Consider the following 18,559-nt stretch of genomic DNA (forward strand, 5'->3'; position numbering starts at 1 on the left):
TAGACTTCGCTTGTACCCCGCCAGCATTAGATAAAACCCTCCGGTAAGCACTGAACTAATCCGCCCTAAGTCCCCTGCCTATAAAGATAGCAAAGGGCGGTTAAGTCCAGTATGGACTCGACTAACATTCAGAGGGGGTTGAATCCCCCTCTGAATGAAGTCTCGTTCAACCGGAGGGTGCTGAAGACTATTCTACGCCAAAAATGTAGTAATAGAGGGGTTGTCCGCCCGGATGGGTTTCGACTTCCACACCGGAATTCTCGCGCCCCAGCCAGTCCTGCAAACGCTGCACTTCCTGTGGCTCCACTTCTTGTCCATAAAATATAGTAACCAAATCCCGTGTCCGCCACTCCATTTTTTCCAAAGTTGCCTGAGCTACCGCCATTAAGCTGGTTCCGGTCGCCACAATTTTATCCTCCACTAGACCTAGGACATCCCCTGCTTTAATCTCAAGATCATCCCACTGAGAATCCCTGACCGCATAAGTCACTTCTCCGGATTTTACAGATGCCAGCCCGGTTTCCATTGCCATGAGATTATTCTCAGCTTCTCCTTCCGGATTAAAATTCATTAAGGCCGCAATCCCCTGGGGAATGGACTTGCTGGGAATCACGCTCACGGAACGCTCTGGGACAACTTCCTGCACTTGGCGGGCAGCCAGCATAATATTGCTGTTATTCGGCAGAATGTAGATGTTTTTCGCTCTGACCTTTCTCACAGCCTCAGCCAGATCCTCCGTACTTGGATTCATGGTTTGGCCGCCCACAACCAGTTCATCCACGCCGAGACTCTTAAAAATCTCGCTGATCCCTTCCCCCATGGTCACAGCGACCAGGCCGTTTTCTTTGTCCGGCACTCCAGGAGCACTTTCGACGGGTGCCGGCGGTTCTTTCTGGGCATGAGCCGCAGCTTCATTCTGGGCCAGCATATTATGGATTTTCACCACTTCCGGCGTACCGACCACGAGCAGGCTATCCCCCCAGTCCTTTAGGTCTTGGCGTATTTGCTCAGGATTAAGGGCACTGCCTTTTACCAGAAACTCCGTACAATAGGGAAACTCTAAATTTTCAACCCGGGCAATCCCCTGAGCAACTGGTTCCTGCACCGGCTGCGCTGCTGTAAAACTCTCGGGCTGAAGCGCCTTGCCTTCGAGCACGGCAATCCAACCACCTAATATGATCAAGAACCCTTGCCCGCCGGCATCAACCACCCCAGCCTGTTTTAAAGCCGGGAGAAGTTCCGGAGTTCTCGCCAAAGCCTCCTGGCCCTTGCGATAACCTTCCATTAACGTCTCCAGGGGGGAACCACCTTGTTTGGCCTTGGACAGGGCTGCCCGTGCTGTCTCCCGGGATACTGTCAAAATCGTACCTTCCACCGGCCTCATAACCGCCTTATATGCCGTATCCACTCCGGTTTGCAGGGCATGAGCCAACTGAGCGGCATTCACTGTTTTCAGCCCTTCGACTCCTTTGGCAATCCCCCGTAAAAGCTGGGACAGAATTACTCCTGAATTCCCCCGGGCTCCCATTAAAGAGCCCATCGAGACCGCCGCCGCGACTTCAGACACCGATTCCCCCGATGTCCGCTCGGCATCCCGGGCCGCCGACTGGATGGTTAAAAACATATTGGTGCCGGTGTCTCCGTCAGGCACAGGAAATACATTCAGGGCATCCACTTCCTGCTTTTTTTGTTCCAAAGCCCTGGCCCCGCCGGCAATCATTTGCTTCCATTGCCGGCCGGTTATGTTCTTACCCGAGTCCGTATCTGGTATCAAAATATATCCTCCTACTCTTGTTTCGAATATTCCTAGTCCAGAATGCGTACTCCCTGCACATTAACGTTTACCTGGCTAACCTTTAAACCTGTAAAGTTCTCAGTCGTGTAACGCACCCGTTCCATCACATTGCTTGCGACTTCAGAGATTCTCACGCCATAGCCTACGATAATAAAAAGGTCAATCACGACAACGTCGTCTTGGATCGAGACTTGAACCCCTTTGGCCAGGTTTTCCCGTCCTAATAAATCCGCAACCCCGTCCGTGATTTTCTTTTGGGAAGCCATCCCTACTAATCCATAACATTCAATCGCAGCAGCTCCGGCAATCGTTGCGATGACCTCTTCGGATATGTCAATTTTCCCCAGACTGTTATTGATTTCTTTACCCATTGAACGGAACCTCCCCGCTTGCTATGTCCACCAACATTCTATCAAGGAAATGAAATTTCTTCAAAGAAAAAAGCTTAAAAACCAAAAGATTTTGCGGTAAATTCAAGAGCAATTGAATTAATTGAACTAATATCCTTTGAAAAATCATTCTGAGTGCTGAATTCAGACAACTTGAATTCCAGCAAAAATAAAACCGCAAAAAATCAAACTTCAAACTATATCAAAATAAATGGTAAAACCTTGCCAAGATTAATATCTTTTGATAAAATATATAAGTGTCATTTTGTGGTGCAAAGGAGGCGTAAAGTATGGCAAATGTTTGTGCTGTATGCGGTAAAGGAGTTACCACTGGGATTCAAGTCAGCCACTCTCATATACGGACCAAGCGGACTTGGCAACCTAACTTGCAAAGGGTGCGCGCCCTTGTAAACGGTACTCCCACCCGGATCAAAGTTTGCACCAGGTGCTTGCGGTCAGGCAAAGTTCAACGTGCAGTATAATTAGCGAATGAAAAGCTCGGTTTTTACCGGGCTTTTTTTCTTCATTAATCTCCTCTGTCGAAGGCTAAATGGATGCATCTAAGCATTTTTGAGGTAAATTATATCATTTTCCCGTCTAAACGACGTGTTTTTCTATTTTGCGACATTCTTAGTGATAATACGCTGCAGGAATATTGTTAAAGAAACTCGAATTCCCTAACTTAATACAAGTCGGAGGTGTAATAATGAGAAGAATTGCCATTGTTGAAGATTTCCCGGCGATTCGAAAGCTTTATAAGAATGCCCTGGAACCAATGGAAGCTGAAATCTATGAATATGCCAGTGGTTCTTCCGCTGTCCAAGAGATCGCCAGTTTTCACCCTGATCTTCTCATCCTCGACCACCGTCTTCCGGATATGCACGGTTTCTCTATTCTCGAACAAGTTCCTGAGATGCAAAAGATTCCTGTGCTTGTGATTTCCGGCTATCTGGAATCCGAGTATCTTCCCCACTATCAGGCTCTAGGAGTAACCAGGATCTTAAGCAAACCCATAAAGATTGAAACCTTAGTCGAGCAGGTCTCCAGCTTGCTTGAAACTAACGAACATTAGACTTATAAAACGTCTATTTACGCGTTCGTTCCAAGATCTCCTGCAATTCCATCTCTGTAAACTGATAATGTTCATGGCACACAGTTCGTCTGCGTTCATCTGATCAGTCCTTCGCTTTTTACTCTGAATCCCCCGGCTAGCAGCTTTGCCGGGAGTTATCTCACCAGCACAACAAGGACATACCCTTCGCTCACCTCGACCGTGGCCTCCTTCTCCAGAAACACATTGCTGACTCCTCTGGGGGAATACTGCCACAGAGATTCCGCCTTGAGCGGATATGCCAATCCATCCGTAGTTACCACGGCTTTTTCCGTGAGCGGGATCAGAGAAATCTTTTGTCCTGGCTCTCCTTGAATATGATTAAGTCCGTTCATGACCCAGGCCTCATGCTGCTTGTCCTTTAAGATGAGGCGCAGACCTTGGCGGGCAGTCATAAGCATTAGAGCGACATTTCCCATAAAGTGGTCAATGCGGCCGCCGCTGGCTCCGTAAAGAATAATATCCGTCTCAGAGGCTGCCCGGGCTTTGGCAATGGCTCGATTCAGTGCCAGTTCCAAATCCGTCTCATCTTTTGCCTGCGGGTACTGTTCTATCTTAACCCCAGAGCTCTTGATCTGATTCAAACCGGCCTCAGAAATAGAATCGAGATCTCCGATCAGAAGATCCGGGACTCGCCCGGCAGCCAGGGCAGCATCTCCGCCCCGGTCAGCCGCCACTAAAAAGTGTATATTCTGCAATTCTTCTTTGCCCCAGCGCGCATCCCATTCCCCGCCGGCAATCACCGCAATTCTCAACTCAATCGCCCCCAAAGCCTTCGCTGAGGGATTCTAACTCGCGGTAAGCTCGGGCAGGGTCTGGAGCACCGAAGACGGCTGCCCCGGCGACCAGGATCTGGGCACCGGCTTGAATGACTGAAGGAGCGGTCCCGGTATGGATTCCCCCATCTACTTCAATCTCACAGGCTTGGTTCTTGCTCGACTCCAATTGACGGCGTACGGCTTCAAGCTTGCGCAAAACCCCGGGGATAAACTGCTGGCCCCCGAAACCCGGGTTTACACTCATGAGCAAAACCATGTCCAGGTCTTCCAGGATATCGTGAAGCATTTCCACCGGAGTGGCAGGGTTGAGCGCCAGCCCGGCTGTAACTCCAAGGCCTTTGATCTGCTGGATCAGGCGGTGGGCATGCCGGGAGGCTTCCCAATGCACGGTGATGTGGTCAGCCCCTGCCGCTGCGAAATCCGCCACATAACGTTCCGGTTCCTCGATCATGAGGTGGACGTCAAAACGCATCCTGGAGTGTGGGCGCAAGGCTTTAAGCAAAGCCGGTCCGAAGGTGATGTTGGGTACAAAATGCCCGTCCATGACATCGATATGCAAGATTTTCGCCCCGGCCTTTTCCACCAGGCGCACTTGTTCTCCTAAGCGGGCAAAATCAGCCGATAAAATCGAAGGTGCAATCACGGTTAGTATCTCCTCTCAGCAGCAATCACTTCATGCAAAAATGTTTGATAATGCTCATAGCGGGACGGCGCAATTTTTCCTTGAGCCAAGGCTTCTTTGACAGCGCAGTCCGGTTCCTGATCATGCAGGCAGCTCTTAAAACGGCAATGTCCGAGGAACGCTTCAAACTCCGGGAAAAAGTGCGGCAATTCCTCTCTCTTCATGGCCGGAAGATTAAGCACGGAAAATCCGGGCGTGTCTGCCACCAACCCCCCGCCAGCCACCATCAATTCCACATGCCGGGTGGTATGGCGTCCCCGGGCCAGCTTGCGGCTTACATCCCCTGTCTTCAGTGCAAGCTCCGGAGAGAGAGCGTTCAGCAGACTCGACTTGCCGACACCGGACGGACCGGCGAGCACGCTGATCTTATCCGCTAATTCCGCAACCACCCCGGGTATTCCCCGCTTGGTTGTATTCGATACGGCCAGAACCTTATACCCGATATTTTCGTATATTCCCATTACATTTTCCTGAATCCCTTTATCCTCTGTTCCCGGGCTCTTTTCCTTTCCGGAACGTACTTCTTCCCCCTCAAGGCTCTCTGCTTCTTTCCATAAATCCAGCTTGGTAAAGACAATCACCGGGCTGACCCCGGCGTCCGTCACCTGGATTAAGAGGCGGTCAAGCAGATTCAGGTCCGGTTTGGGTGAGGTGAGGGCAAAGACCAGGAAAGCCTGATCCACATTGGCAATGGTGGGGCGCACAAGCGAGTTGCGCCGTTCCTTGACCTTCTCAATCACTGCTTTGTCAGACTTTGCCGGCAGAATCTCTACCCGGTCTCCGGGAAAGAACTCCTGATCCCGGATACGAAAGCGACCGCGCAGGGAACACTCCCATACCCGGCCTTCCGCGTACACATAATAAAACCCGCCATACCCTTTAAGTAAGATTCCTTCAATCATGTTTTCCCTCAATCATAGTTCCCGATCCAGACATATTTACCATCCTGAATTATAAACTATTCAGGTATTCAGGATTCAGGAGTCAGAATTCAGAATACATCGGATCCTTATTCTGACTCCTGTCTTCTGATCCGTTCGGCCGGAAGAATTTCTCTGCTGCTTGGCCGAACGGCGTTAGTCTCCACTGGAGACTAACGTTCCTGACTACCTTGCCCAAATAGTTACCTGAATTAAAATCAACTGACTTCGTTCTCATATTCAACCGTTCCGTCCACCAGGATTTGCAAAACGGCAGGCGGATAGTAGCGCACCTCACCGGGAACGCCTTCCGTCATCCCGACCTGGTAATTTCCCTGCCAGACCTCATGCTGACCCTGGGAATCATTTAGTTTTATGGCCACATTATGAGTTTTCCCATCATTGGGCACCGCATGCAGCAAATTGGCTAGAATCATTCGCTGGTCGAGTTCACGCGCCACCGGTCCGGGTCCTCTGGAGATGACCACGGTAACTTCGCTTCCCTGGGCGATGGGTTCATTGGCCTTAGGCGTCGTGCTGATTACGACATTGGGAGGATAAATGTTAGACGGTTCACTGGAGACCGAGCCCCAAACGAGCTTTTTATCTTTTATTTCTTTCTGCGCATCCTCCACTCCCCAACCCACAATGTTAGGCATAGGGATTGTCTGCACCAGCGGTCCGCCGCTGACAGTCAAATGAATCGGCCCGCTTTTCGGCCACGGAGTTTTGGGCGCGGGGTCCTGAGCCACCACGACTCCCTCCGGAACGTCCTGGCCCGGACGCTCTTCAATGGTGGGGGTAGCCGTAAACCCGGCCGTTTGCAGCATATAGATGGCTTGGTCTTTCGTAAAGGCGCGGCTCAGAAGATCAGGAAATTCAGCTTTATCCGCTCCTTTGCTGACAACAACCGCAACTTCCTTTCCTTCCTTCAAAGTTGAGCCTGCGGTTGGTGTCTGTCGGATTATTTTCCCTTCTTCCACCTTATCGCTAAATTCTTGCTCCGGGTTCGGCGCCAGAGTGAGCTTGAGTTTTTCCAAGGCGATACCCGCATCCCGCACCGTTAAATTTTCCAACGGGGGCACGATCACGCTCGCCCCTCCAAAATAACTGCGGGCCCATAGGGTTGTGGCCCCTGCCAGAACAATAAACACCCCCAGCACGACGGCCCAAACCCGGCGCTTATTCAACTTTTTCTTTGGCTTGGGTGCTTCTCCCTGGGCAGCCTCCGCAATCTCCTTACTCAGAGATTTGTGCACAATGGTCGCTTCGATGTCAGGAGGATCCGGCAGCGGCCGCTCCACCGGGCGCCCGGCTTGAACCCGCTCCAGATCTTTCAGCAGTTCGCGGGCGCTCGGGTAACGGGTCTCCGGCGATTTAGCCACCGCCCGCATGATCACATGCTCCAGTTCCTGCCCAATCCGCGGATTCAGCTTGATCGGGGGAACGACCTGCTCCTGCAGGTGTTTTAAGGCAATGGCAATCGGGGTCTCCCCGTCATACGGGACTTTTCCCGTCACCATCTCATACAGAATGATGCCCAGAGAATAGATATCAGACTGTTCATTGCTCTGAATCCCTTTGGCCTGTTCCGGAGACAGGTAATGCACCGAACCGACAATGTTTCCGGTATGGGTCACCGTGGCCGAAGACACAGCCCGGGCAATTCCGAAATCCGTGACTTTCACCCGGCCGTCCGCTGTCACCAGAATGTTCTGGGGCTTGATATCCCGGTGAATGATATGATGCTCATGGGCATGATGGATCGCTTCCCCGATTTGCTTGGCAATGAGAATGGCCTGTTCCGGTGAAAGCGGAGCATAATTGCGGATGATTTCTTTCAAATTGCGCCCCTCGATATATTCCATCACGATATATTCGATTTCCCCATCTTTGCCCACGTCATAGATTGAAACAATATTGGGATGGGACAGGCTGGCGGCGGCTTGAGCCTCCCGCCGGAAACGGCGCAGAAATTCCTCATCACTCCCGAACTGCTCACGCAGCACTTTAATCGTGACAATCCGGTTGAGCAGTACGTCTTTCGCTTTATAGACAACCGCCATGCCCCCGGTGCCAATCTGTTCCAGAACTTCGTAACGCCCTCCAAATATTTTGCTCACCTTGATCACCTGCCTTCTGATAATGCTTGGGCTATCATCGCCTGGGCAATCGGAGCAGCCGCTCCTCCTCCGGTGCCCCCGTGTTCCACTAAGACTGCCACTGCAATCGTGGGCTTGTCCGCCGGTGCGAAAGCAATGTACCAGGCATGGGTCGGAACATTTCCGCCCGGCTCAGCCGATCCGGTCTTGGCCGCCACCTGCACATTGGGCAAAGCCCCCGGCGCCGCCGTCCCGTCATTCACCGCTGAAATCATCGCGCTCTTGACCTTGTCCGCTTCCTCAGGGGATAAGGCTGTAAGCCAGGGTTTTGCCTGGTTCTTATATAAGATATTTTGGTCGCTGTCCAGAACCCGTTCTACCAGGTAGGGGGTCATGATCTGCCCGCTGTTGGCAATTCCCGAAGCAATCAGGGCCATATGAAACGGGCTGACCAAGACCTCACCCTGCCCGAAGGTACTGGCAGCGAGCAAATTGCGGTCCAGTGTTTTCGGGACCAGTTCCCCGTTTGTGATCTGACTCGGCGGAACATAAAGTTCAAACGGTATCTTCTGCCCAAAACCGAAGTTTTTGGCAGCGGTCAGGAATCTCTCTTCCCCCGCCTCAACCCCGTGCGTCGCAAAATAGGTATTGCAGGAAGCCGCCAGGGCCATGTTGTAATTAACCCAGCCGTGGGCGCGGTCATTCTGTTCCCGGATCACCTGGCCGTTAATGACCGTTGAGCCGGTGCACTGGTAAAGATCACTCACATTCAGGTTTGAACGCAGGAGGGCTGCCGAAGTCACAACCTTCATGGTCGACCCCGGCGGGAATAAGGCAAAAGCATGGTTCAGCAGCGGGCCGTCCTTGCCCTTGGAGATGGCATCCCACTTTTCTTCCAAGGTGTTCGGATTATAGCTCGGCTGGCTGACCAAAGCCAGAACCGCCCCTGTGCGTGGATCAAGGGCCACTGCCGCCCCGACCTTGCCTTTAAGAGCTTCATAGGCCGTCTTTTGCAGGCGGGAATCCAGGGTCAGGACCACATCATCCCCCGCCCGCGGCAGATTAAACATCCGCTGCAGTTCCTGCGCGGGGGTTGCATTTTTCATGCCCAGGAGCCAGTTGGCCAAACCCGCTTCCAAGCCCGCAGACCCGTGAGCCAAAGTCGCATACCCAAGCAACGGTTCAAAGGCCTCACCCTTGGGATAGACCCGTTCAGATTTTCCGTTGTTTTTCTTGGTTTGCGCTAATACTTCGCCATTTCTGTCAAAAATTCCTCCCCTTAGCACCCTGCCTTCCAGCATGACCAAACGGCGATTGGCCGGATTCTGCAAAAGGGCGTCTGATTTCACCACCTGCCAGTAAACCAGACCAAGACTAAGCAGGATGAAGCTGGAGGCGATTCCCAAAGCCACTTGGCGCAACCCTCTGATCATGCGGCATACTCCCTTCTCGGAGCGCGCGCTGCATGAACGGCCGCTGTTTCAGAAATGTTGGCCAAAAGCCCCAACAAAAGAAAATGAGTTAAAAGGGAGCTGCCGCCATAGCTGACCCAGGGAAGAGGAATCCCGGTCAGGGGTAGGAGCTTGGTTACCCCCAACAGGATAATCAGGGTCTCGGTGGCGATTAAGATCGCGATCCCGGCAGCCAGAATCTGGCCGAACTGGTCTTTGGCACTCAGGCTGACCACAAAGGCCCGCATCACGACCACCAGGAACAAGCTTAATAAGGCCATCGCTCCCGCAAACCCCAGTTCTTCCGCAATCACCGCGAAAATAAAGTCCGTACTGACGGCCGGCACGGTAAAAGCGCCAATCCCGTTCCCCAAGCCCGTTCCAATCACCTGGCCCCCGCCAATGGCAAAGAGAGACTGGGCAATCTGAAACCCGTTGCCGGATACATCCTGCCAGGGGTTAAGCCAGACTTCCACCCGGCGCTGGACGTGCCCAAACAAGAAATACCCCAAAGAACCCGTGAGCAGGAGCATAGGCAGAGAGATGCCCAGATATAAGGGTCTCTCAGTCACCACATAAATCAGCAGCACAAACAAGGTATAGAATACCAGGGCTGTGCCTAAGCTTTTCTGAGCGGCGAGCAGTCCTAAAGAAACCCCGGCCATAATCACAAACGGCCCCAAGGTCCGGATATCCGGGATGGAGAAACGCCCTATTTGCACCGTCCCGATTTTCAAAAGCTCCTTGTGTTCCCCGAGATAGGATGCCAGGAAAAGCAAAGCCGCCACTTTGACCAATTCCTCCGGTTCAAAGGTAAGGCCGCCCACCTCCAGCCAGCTGGTCGCCCCCCCTTTGCTCACCCCAAGCACCAGGGTCAGAAACAGCAGTCCCACCGCCGCTAAACCCCAGAGATAGGTTAAGCGGCTGAGGCGCCGGTAATCACGCAAAATCCAGAGCATGCCATAGAACACCACCAGCCCCAGGTTGGCCCACAAAAACTGGCGCAGCCCTGTTTCCGGGCTGATCCTTACCAGAAACACCAGTCCAATCGCCACAATCGCTTCGACCGCAGGGAGAATAAAAGGATCCCCCCGGTAATGCAGCAGGTATTCCAGCAAACTGCCTGCAACCAGCAAGAACGAAAAAATACCCGCTTGCCACACGATGTCGGGGGTCAGTTTGCCCTGGAGTTTGAGCAGGCCCAAACCCACCCAGAGAATAGCCAGGATAATCATCCGGAGTGTCAATCGCTGCATACCAATCACTCCACAATGCAGCAGAGAGCCGTGAAATTATCCGGCGCTCCCCGCTCCAACACTAATTGCCTCAAGTTCTCCAAGTGTTCTTCCCACGAACTCTCTTCTAAAAATTCCTGTCCGATTTCCTCTTCCGTTAAGATATTGGAAAACCCGTCTGTGCACAGGAGAAAGACATCCTTGGCTTTCGCTTCCAGGCTGCGGCAGTCCACTTGAATTTTCTCCTCGGCCCCGATGGCCCGCATGAGAACATGACGGCGCGGATGGTTTTCCGCTTCCTCAACGGAAATTTGGCCCAGGCGCAGGAGTTCTCCGACCAGGGAGTGGTCATCTGTAAGCCGCTCCAGCCTCTCCTCCCGCCAGATATAGGCCCTGCTGTCCCCGACATGGGCAATCACGGCCAAAGAGCCGCGTACGATCAGCACGGTTAAGGTCGTGCCCATACCCTCTGTCTCAGGGAGGCGGCTGGAGGATTCAAAGACCAAGGTATTCGCCCGGGTTAAGGCCGTCATGAGCCAGGATTCCACTTCAGCGTCAGCGAGCTCAGCCAGTTCGGGAGCGATCCGTTCCAATTCCTGAAGCGCCGTGCGCGCCGCCACTTCTCCGGCCAAATGGCCCCCCATGCCGTCTGCCACCGCGTAGAGTCCGTATTCTGACAGCACCAGGTAAGCGTCTTCGTTATTTTTGCGCACACACCCGGTTTCGCTGAAACTAAGAATTCTCATTTTGCCACCTCGAATACTGGAAAGTAATACTTCCTATTTTCACATAGTCTCCAACAACGAGCTGCACCGGAGAGTTGATGCGTTCTCCGTTGACCCAGGTTCCATTCGTGCTCCCCAGATCTTCGATGAACGTCTTTCCTTTATACTGGCGAAAATAGGCGTGCTCCATCGAAGCAAAATGGTCAGGCAGGATAATGTCATTATTTTTGCCGCGCCCGATCCGGAGGCCTTTGCCGTCCACGCGAAAGGTTTTGCCCCGCGGCAGGCTCTCGCTTCCGGTCAAAACTTCCAGGCGGCCGAATTCCCGCTCCGGCCGGCTAAAAAACCCTTTGACCTGGAGATCGGCCAAGAGCGCCGTCAAAACTCTGAAGAGAAAAAGATAAATAAGGGCAACAAAAACCAGCCGCCCAATGACTAAAATACTTTGCATAAAACCACCTTCATGCAGTCCTGCGCTTTATCACCATAACCGTCTGTCCGAGCTGAATCCGGTCCCCCGGCGCCACTGCGTTCAGGGTAATCCGTTGATTATTAACCCAGGTGCCATTGGTACTGCCAAGATCGTCAAGCATCCACCCTTGTTCACTCTGAGTTAAGGCCGCATGACGGCGCGACACCTCGGGGTCGGACAGGATCAGTTCGCATTGGGTATGCCTCCCGATATAAAAGCTGCCCTCAGTGAGCGGGAAAATCTTTCCTGTATCCGGTCCTTCAATGATTTCGAGAAAGTAATCTAAATTCCTGCTTTGATCCTCGGCCAAGTGCAAGTTTGCCTGCACCGCATGATGAATGACATTGGTTCTTTCGGGCCAGTTGGAATCATCCGCTTCCTCGTCCCGGTCATCCTCCCACTTGACCTCAACCGAATCGTCAAAATCGGTTTCAATGAACATTTCCCGGGCTTTGACCGTATCATCCGCATGCAGTTCGATCGCCGGCTTGGTTAGAAACGTAAACCCCGCCTGACTCCCTTCTTTATAAACATATTTCGAAAGCTCAATCAGGAAAGCATCCCCGAAGCTGGCCAATGGCCCCCAGTCCCCGGAATGAAGAAAAACCCGGTACACATTCGGTACATACACCCGGGAGACACTGACCTGTTTGTGCTTGTACATCGCTTTAATTAATTCCTTGGCGATTTCCACAGGCTGAAGCCGGCTGAGATTTTTTTTGAACGGACCGGTAAATAAGCGTTCGGCAGCCTCTTCAAACCGTTCCAACAGGCTCATAAGCTATGACTCACTCTCCCACTGTCGACGCAGTTGTCCACAAGCTGCGTCAATATCTGTGCCCCGTTCCTCGCGTACGGTAACGGTTAAGCCGCTTCTTACCAACACTTCGGCAAATGTCTTTAATTCTGAAGCCAGGGGGCGTTTCATCCCGGTTTCTGCCACCGGATTGACCGGTATTAAGTTCACATGCCCCAACTGTCCTTTAAGCAAGCCTGCCAATTCCTCCGCCTGAGACCGCCGGGCAGTGTCTGCTGTCAGGGCCACTTCAAACGTAAGGCGGCGGTTGGTCAGGTCTGAATACTCCCGGCAGGCCGCCATCAGCTCCTTGAGCGGGTAGCGGCGGTTCATCGGCACCAAGGCATCGCGCACTTCATCTGTAGCCGCATGCAGGGATACCGCCAACCCTACCTGCGGGTTATCCCGGGCCAGCTGCCGGATCTTGGGAGCGACCCCGCTGGTGGAGATGGTCATGCGCCGCATTCCGATATTCTGCCCTTTGGCGTCATTCAAGAGGGTTATGGACTTTATGACGCTGTCATAGTTAAGCAGGGGTTCCCCCATCCCCATGAACACAATATTGGTGACGTTAAATTCCGGATCTTCCCGGCGCAGGTGATGGGTTATGTCTAAAACCTGGCCGACGATTTCCCCTGGGGACAAGTTGCGCCGGAAGCCGCCAAGGCCGGTGGCGCAAAACGCGCAGCCCACCGCACACCCCACTTGGGTTGAGACACAGACGGTACGGCGGTCGCGGGCAGACTTACGCTCATATTCCATCAGCACACATTCGATTGTATCCCCATCCTGAAGCCGGAATAAATATTTACGGGTCCCGTCATGGGAGCGCTGTTCCCGCACCAGCTCCAAAGGGTGAAAATCCAACCCTTCAGCCAATTGCAGGCGTTCCTGGGCCGGGATGTTTTTCATGTCCTCCCAGGTTTGCACGGCTTTTCCCTGCACCCACTGAAACACCTGGCCCGCTCTGAACTTTTTCAGTTCCAGGCCGGTGCAAACCCCCGTTAACTCCTGCTCGCTTAAGGCCCGTAATTCCAATCTTTTCATAGTATTCACCTAATTTGTACGTGCTAAACTTGGGTGCGCCGGAATTTCGCTAGGAAAAAACCATCCATCCCATGCCGGTGCGGGAGCAGCTGCAGCATTCCTTTGGCCGCCTGGCGGGCATCCTGCTCATCCACAAGGGTAAACGGCAGGCTCTCTCTAAGATCAACCGGCTCAAATTCCGGATGGGCCTGGCGGAAAGCCTTGGCCACTTCGAAGTTTTCCTCCGGCTCGACCGTGCAGGTCGAATAGAGAAGCTCCCCTCCGAGGGCCACACACGCGGCCGCTTTTTCCAGAATCGCCAGCTGCAGCTCCGGCAGCCCCAGCAAATCCTGCTCCTCCTTCTGCCAGCGCAGGTCGGCTTTGCGCCGGATCACACCCAGACCGGAACAGGGAGCGTCCACCAGCACCCGCTCTTGGCTTAAGGGCTTGACCCCCGGAAGTTCGCGCGCATCTCCCAGATGCGGCTCGATAATCCGAACCCCCAGCCGCTCAGCCAGTTCCTCGATTAAGTGAAGCTTATGGGTATGAACGTCAAAAGCCAGGATTAAACCCTGGTTCTGCATCAGCTGGGCCAAGTGGGTCGTCTTGCCGCCGGGGGCGCTGCAAGCATCAAGCACCTGCATGTTCGGAGCCGGGGCCAGTACATGGGCCACCAGCTGCGAACTCTCATCCTGAACGGTAAACAGTCCTTCCTGAAAGCTCTTGAGCTTCTCAACCGCGCCAAACTCCCGGATGATCAGGCTCTCCGGCACCCGCTTGCCCATCTCGGTCTTGACCCCTTCTTGAGCCAGGCGTTCTTCAAGTTCCGTTCGTGAAGTATTTAAGGTATTGGTGCGGATCCAGGTGGGGGCCGGTTCGTTATTAGCCCGGCACAAGGCCTCCGTTTCCTCAAAGCCCCAGCGTTTCAACCAGCGGCGCACCAGCCATTCCGGGTGGGAATAGCGCACGGAGAGATAGCGCACTCCCTCCCGTTTCGAATCCGGCCAGGGTAAATCCCAACCCCGGGTATCGACCTGGCGCAGCACGCTGTTCACCAGGCCGGCATACTTATGCTGACCGCTCTTGGTCAGCTCCACCGTTTCATTGACTGCGACCGCCGGCGGCACCTTTTCCATAAAGAGAAGCTGCCAGGCGCCGATTCTCAGAATCGAGCGCACCGGGTGGGGAAGGCTTGAGAGGGGTTTGGAGAGGTGTTGGCGCAGGGCAAAATCTAAGGTCAGGCGGTGCTTAAGCACCCCGTTGACAAGCATGGTGATAAACTGGCGGTCCCGGGCTTCCGGGTAATGGGCCAGTCTTTTCTGCAAGAGGAGGTTGGCATATGCTTTTTCCGTTTCTACCTGAGTCAGGATCCTGGCAGCCTCCTGCCTGGGTGTCGGGCTATTCGTTCCGGCTTCGGGGGCCATGGGCATCCTCCTTTAGCTAAAAGCTTCTCCTATAGTGGCGCGCCGGCCGTTGAAGAAGTCACGCGCGGGCATGGGGCGTTTGCCGGCGGGCTGAACTTCGAGCAGTTTGAGAATTCCTTCCCCGGTCTGCACCAGGATGCCGTCCGGCTCGATTCCGACCGTTTGACCGGGTTGGGACGGTGCTTCACGTTGAACCGCAATCGAGGCGTTCTTCATTTTTAGGTTGGGCATGACCCGGCTGCGCCAGATTTTAAGCCCTTCTCCTTGAAAATGCGTATAGGCTCCGGGCCAGGGATTGAGGCCGCGGATTTGGTTATGTAGTTCCCGCGCGGAGCGCCCCCATTGAATTTGCTCATGATCCCGTGTCAGCAAGACAGCATAGCTATACTCCCCGTCCTGAGGCCGGGGGGATATAGCATGCTTAGCCAACCCGTCCAAAGTAGCCAGCAAAAGCGTGCCCCCCATTTCAGCCAGGGCATCGTGCACTTCCCCGGTGGTCTCGTCCGGTTCGATCGCGTATTCCCTTTGCAATAGTATATCCCCGGTGTCCAGCCCCTCATCCATGAGCATAGTCGTCACCCCGGTCACACTCTCTCCGTTCATCACCGCCCAATGGATCGGGGCCGCTCCGCGATAGTGCGGCAGCAAAGAGGCGTGGACATTGACACAGCCGAAGGGGGGTATCTCTAAGATAGCCCGCGACAGAATCTGGCCGTAGGCCACGACTACGATGCAGTCCGGTATAAGCTCACTTAGCTCCGCCACAGTCAACGGATCTTTAATTTTAGGCGGCTGGAACACCTTAAGCCCAGCCTCCGTGGCAAAAACCTTGACCGGGCTTTGCTTAAGCTGTTTGCCCCGGCCGGCAGGCCGATCCGGCTGCGTAAAAACCGCCGCCACCTCATGCCCCCCTTCGACAAGCGCTTGCAAAGAAGGAACGGCGAAATCCGGCGTTCCCATAAACACGACTCTCATTCAATTCCTCCTGATCTTACTCCTGACTCCTGAATTCTGACTCCTACAACTAATTACTTGCTCTTTTGCGTCTTCGACGCCCGGTCTACGAATAAAACCCCTTCCAGGTGATCAATCTCGTGCTGGAGAGCCCGGGCCAGAAGGCCTTCCCCCTGGATTTCCGTCAGGACTCCCTGGCGGTTCAGCCCTTGCACCCGCACCCGGGCTGCCCGGGTTACTTCTCCGGTTACTCCTGGGATGCTTAAACACCCTTCCGAATCCGTTGCTTCCCCATACTGTTCAAGGATCACAGGGTTAACCAGTTCGATTGGCCCGTGTCCCACGTCAACCACAATCACACGTTTGGATACTCCAATCTGCGGTGCAGCCAAACCCACTCCATCAGCCGCATACATCGTATCCAGCATATTATCGAGCAGCTTTCGAATATTCGTATTGACCGTTTTTACTTCAAGCGCCTTCTCGCGCAGTACCGGAGCACCCATTTCCACGATTTGATAAACTGCCAAAACTTTTCCCCTCCCTTAATTCTTGCGGAATAAGCTTTTCCTATATTTTTACACATATTAACCCTATTCTACACTTATGATTTTGCTACCTATTGGCTCCATTTTTAAAGCGGGTCCACTGCAATATTAAGCGCAATCCCACTGCTGGCCGGGCTCTGGGCAAAATCCCGCACCCCGCGGTGAAGAAAAGCGCGCAAACGGTCCAGGTTCTTTCCTTTGACCGAAACCTGCCAGCGGTATTCATTCTTTAGTCTGGGCAAGACTGCGGGTGCAGGGCCCAAAATATCGAAACTGTTATCTTTTGCGACGAACTCATTTTCGGCGGCTATTCCACTCACTCCGCGCTGCAGGCTTAAAGCGAGTTCGTGCGCCGCCCGCACCACTCTTTCTTCCTGTTCATGCTGGAGCATCACCCGGATGACATGGGTAAAGGGCGGATAGCCGCGCTCCCGGCGGTAGTTAATCTCTTCCCAGAAAAAAGTTACATAATCATGGCTTGAAGCCCGCACAATCGCCCGGTCACTCGGGGCATACGTCTGGAGCACCACTTCTCCTTCCTTATGCGCCCGGCCCGCTCTTCCCGCTACCTGGGTCAGAAGCTGGAACGTCCGTTCCCGCGACCGGAAATCCGGCATATTTAAAGTCTGATCCGCCGTGATCACACCGACCAAAGTGACATTGGGAAAGTCCAGCCCTTTGGCAATCATTTGAGTTCCCACCATTATCGAGGCCTCCTGCCGCCGAAACTGCTCCAGGAGCAGGCGGTGTGACTCCTGGGAGCGGGTGCTGTCGTAATCCATTCTTAAGATCGGGATTTGCGGAAACAGACCGGCAATTTCCTCCTCTACCCTCTGCGTGCCCTGCCCGAAAAAACGGATGTAACGGCTGCCGCACTCGGGACAGCGGTGGGGAACACTTTGCTCATAGTTGCAGTAATGACAGCGCATTTTTTGTCCCTGGCTATGATAGGTCAAGGCCACATCACAGCCGGGACAGCTGGCCACATGCCCACATTCCCGGCAGACTACAAAAGTAGAATAACCACGGCGGTTCAGAAAAAGCATCGCCTGTTCCCCGCGCTCCAGCCGCTGGCGCAAAGCGCTTTGCAGATAGCGGGAAAAAATGCTCCGGTTTCCTTGGGCCAGTTCCTCTCTCATGTCAATTACTTTAACCGGAGGCAGGGGCCTATCCCCTACCCGTACCGGCATGGATACCAGCTGGATTTTGCCGCTGCGGGCGGCTGCATACGCTTCCAAAGAAGGGGTCGCACTTCCGAGCAGGACTACCCCGTTTTTTTGCTCCATCCGCTTGCGCGCGACCTCACGCGCATGATACTTGGGATTTTCACCTTGCTTATACGCCCCGTCATGCTCCTCATCCAGGATAATTAAACGCAAGTTTTGCAGCGGGGCAAACACGGCCGAGCGGGCGCCGATGACAAGGCGCTTGTTTCCGGCTAAGATCTCGGCCCAGGCTTTGGCCTTTTCCCCAACGCTGAGCCCGGAATGCAGAATGATAACTTCTGCTGAGAACTCCTTCACGAAATAATCCGCCACTTGGGATGTCAGAGAAATCTCAGGCACTAACAGAATGGCACTACCGCCCTCTTTCAGCACCTGGCTAATCGCCGCCCGGTATACTTCCGTCTTCCCGCTCCCTGTCACCCCGTGCAACAGGATGGTTTGGAAAGATCCCTGCGCCAGGGCTGCAATGATTTGCTGATAGGCTTCCTGCTGTTCGCGGGTCAAAGAGATGTCTTTTTTTTCCGTTGTATTTTCCGAATCTAACGCTATTCCTGATGCCGCTATTTGTTCGAAGGCATTGTTTTCGTCAACGGGTGTTGACATTTTGGATGTTTTCTTATTCACGGATCCCCAGTTCGAAGTAAAGCGGTGCTCTGTCTTAGCCCAGCCGCGCTCTAATATTTCTTCCAGCTGAACGCGGGCAATTCCTGTCCGTTTATAAAGCTGGGCAAGGGGCAAGGCCTTGCGCCTGGCTCTTAGTAAGACCATCATCGCTAAGTGCAGCTGCGGGTCAAATACCTCCATTGCCTGCAAGTCCGGATCATCCGCATCGATTAAAGGGATTACCCATTCTTCCGCTTTCCCTTTGAGCAGCGGCCACACGGTATGCAAGCTTTGGGCAATTGAACAAATCGTGGTCTCAGC

18 protein-coding genes are annotated in these 18,559 nt (G+C 53.6%); 2 read left to right on the forward strand and 16 right to left on the reverse strand.

Features of this window, described 5'->3' with window-relative positions; genetic code table 11:
• Positions 1-187: 187 nt before the first annotated feature.
• Together J0X21_RS08645 and J0X21_RS08650 are read right to left on the reverse strand one after the other, a co-directional pair.
• A complete protein-coding gene (locus J0X21_RS08645; protein ID WP_206811815.1) occupies positions 188-1,720 on the reverse strand; it encodes a DAK2 domain-containing protein in 1,533 nt (510 codons plus the stop codon).
• 86 nt (positions 1,721-1,806) lie between these two features.
• On the reverse strand, positions 1,807-2,166 hold the full coding sequence (locus J0X21_RS08650) for an Asp23/Gls24 family envelope stress response protein (protein ID WP_206811795.1): 360 nt from the start codon (positions 2,164-2,166) through the stop codon (positions 1,807-1,809).
• A gap of 308 nt (positions 2,167-2,474) precedes the next feature.
• On the opposite strand from J0X21_RS08650, the gene rpmB reads away from it, so the two are divergent.
• Both rpmB and J0X21_RS08660 read left to right on the forward strand, forming a co-directional pair.
• Entirely contained in the window at positions 2,475-2,666 is a 192-nt protein-coding gene (gene rpmB, locus J0X21_RS08655) for a 50S ribosomal protein L28 (RefSeq protein ID WP_206811796.1), read from the forward strand.
• 224 nt (positions 2,667-2,890) lie between these two features.
• Positions 2,891-3,256, forward strand: coding sequence for a response regulator (locus tag J0X21_RS08660; RefSeq protein ID WP_206811797.1), 366 nt, complete (start codon positions 2,891-2,893; stop codon positions 3,254-3,256).
• Positions 3,257-3,411: 155 nt separating this feature from the next.
• Here J0X21_RS08660 and J0X21_RS08665 read toward each other — a convergent pair whose 3' ends face one another.
• The 14 genes from J0X21_RS08665 to priA all read right to left on the reverse strand — a co-directional run.
• A complete protein-coding gene (locus J0X21_RS08665; RefSeq protein WP_206811798.1) occupies positions 3,412-4,050 on the reverse strand; it encodes a thiamine diphosphokinase in 639 nt (212 codons plus the stop codon).
• A gap of 1 nt (position 4,051) precedes the next feature.
• Positions 4,052-4,717 carry a ribulose-phosphate 3-epimerase gene (gene rpe / locus J0X21_RS08670; protein ID WP_407947637.1) on the reverse strand — a complete coding sequence of 222 codons (666 nt, stop codon included), beginning with the start codon at positions 4,715-4,717 and terminating at the stop codon, positions 4,052-4,054.
• 2 nt (positions 4,718-4,719) lie between these two features.
• Positions 4,720-5,658 carry a ribosome small subunit-dependent GTPase A gene (rsgA, locus tag J0X21_RS08675; protein WP_206811799.1) on the reverse strand — a complete coding sequence of 313 codons (939 nt, stop codon included), beginning with the start codon at positions 5,656-5,658 and terminating at the stop codon, positions 4,720-4,722.
• 236 nt (positions 5,659-5,894) lie between these two features.
• On the reverse strand, positions 5,895-7,799 hold the full coding sequence (gene pknB / locus J0X21_RS08680) for a Stk1 family PASTA domain-containing Ser/Thr kinase (RefSeq protein ID WP_206811800.1): 1,905 nt from the start codon (positions 7,797-7,799) through the stop codon (positions 5,895-5,897).
• Positions 7,800-7,804: 5 nt separating this feature from the next.
• The gene (locus tag J0X21_RS15705) at positions 7,805-9,211 is read right to left on the reverse strand and encodes a peptidoglycan D,D-transpeptidase FtsI family protein (RefSeq protein ID WP_206811801.1); all 1,407 of its coding nucleotides are present in this window, start codon (positions 9,209-9,211) and stop codon (positions 7,805-7,807) included.
• Complete coding sequence (locus tag J0X21_RS08690) at positions 9,208-10,485, reverse strand: FtsW/RodA/SpoVE family cell cycle protein (protein ID WP_206811802.1); 1,278 nt, start codon at positions 10,483-10,485, stop codon at positions 9,208-9,210. Before J0X21_RS08690 ends, J0X21_RS15705 begins: the two co-directional genes overlap by 4 nt.
• A 5-nt stretch (positions 10,486-10,490) precedes the next feature.
• Positions 10,491-11,210, reverse strand: coding sequence for a Stp1/IreP family PP2C-type Ser/Thr phosphatase (locus J0X21_RS08695; RefSeq protein ID WP_206811803.1), 720 nt, complete (start codon positions 11,208-11,210; stop codon positions 10,491-10,493).
• Positions 11,197-11,640, reverse strand: coding sequence for an FHA domain-containing protein (locus J0X21_RS08700; RefSeq protein ID WP_206811804.1), 444 nt, complete (start codon positions 11,638-11,640; stop codon positions 11,197-11,199). Before J0X21_RS08700 ends, J0X21_RS08695 begins: the two co-directional genes overlap by 14 nt.
• 10 nt (positions 11,641-11,650) lie before the next feature.
• Entirely contained in the window at positions 11,651-12,439 is a 789-nt protein-coding gene (locus J0X21_RS08705) for an FhaA domain-containing protein (protein ID WP_206811805.1), read from the reverse strand.
• A 3-nt stretch (positions 12,440-12,442) separates the two neighbouring features.
• Entirely contained in the window at positions 12,443-13,513 is a 1,071-nt protein-coding gene (rlmN, locus tag J0X21_RS08710) for a 23S rRNA (adenine(2503)-C(2))-methyltransferase RlmN (protein ID WP_206811806.1), read from the reverse strand.
• A gap of 14 nt (positions 13,514-13,527) precedes the next feature.
• Positions 13,528-14,907, reverse strand: coding sequence for a 16S rRNA (cytosine(967)-C(5))-methyltransferase RsmB (gene rsmB / locus J0X21_RS08715; RefSeq protein ID WP_206811807.1), 1,380 nt, complete (start codon positions 14,905-14,907; stop codon positions 13,528-13,530).
• A gap of 12 nt (positions 14,908-14,919) precedes the next feature.
• Positions 14,920-15,882, reverse strand: coding sequence for a methionyl-tRNA formyltransferase (gene fmt / locus J0X21_RS08720; RefSeq protein ID WP_206811808.1), 963 nt, complete (start codon positions 15,880-15,882; stop codon positions 14,920-14,922).
• 53 nt (positions 15,883-15,935) lie between these two features.
• Positions 15,936-16,391: a peptide deformylase gene (gene def / locus J0X21_RS08725; RefSeq protein WP_206811809.1), complete on the reverse strand. Its 456-nt coding sequence runs from the start codon at positions 16,389-16,391 to the stop codon at positions 15,936-15,938.
• Positions 16,392-16,495: 104 nt separating this feature from the next.
• Positions 16,496-18,559: replication restart helicase PriA (gene priA / locus J0X21_RS08730; RefSeq protein ID WP_206811810.1), on the reverse strand; the 2,064-nt coding region annotated here is incomplete at its 5' end.

The sequence above is a fragment of the Paradesulfitobacterium ferrireducens genome (assembly GCF_017310645.1).
In the GTDB taxonomy this organism is placed as follows: Bacteria; Bacillota; Desulfitobacteriia; order Desulfitobacteriales; family Desulfitobacteriaceae; genus Paradesulfitobacterium; species Paradesulfitobacterium ferrireducens.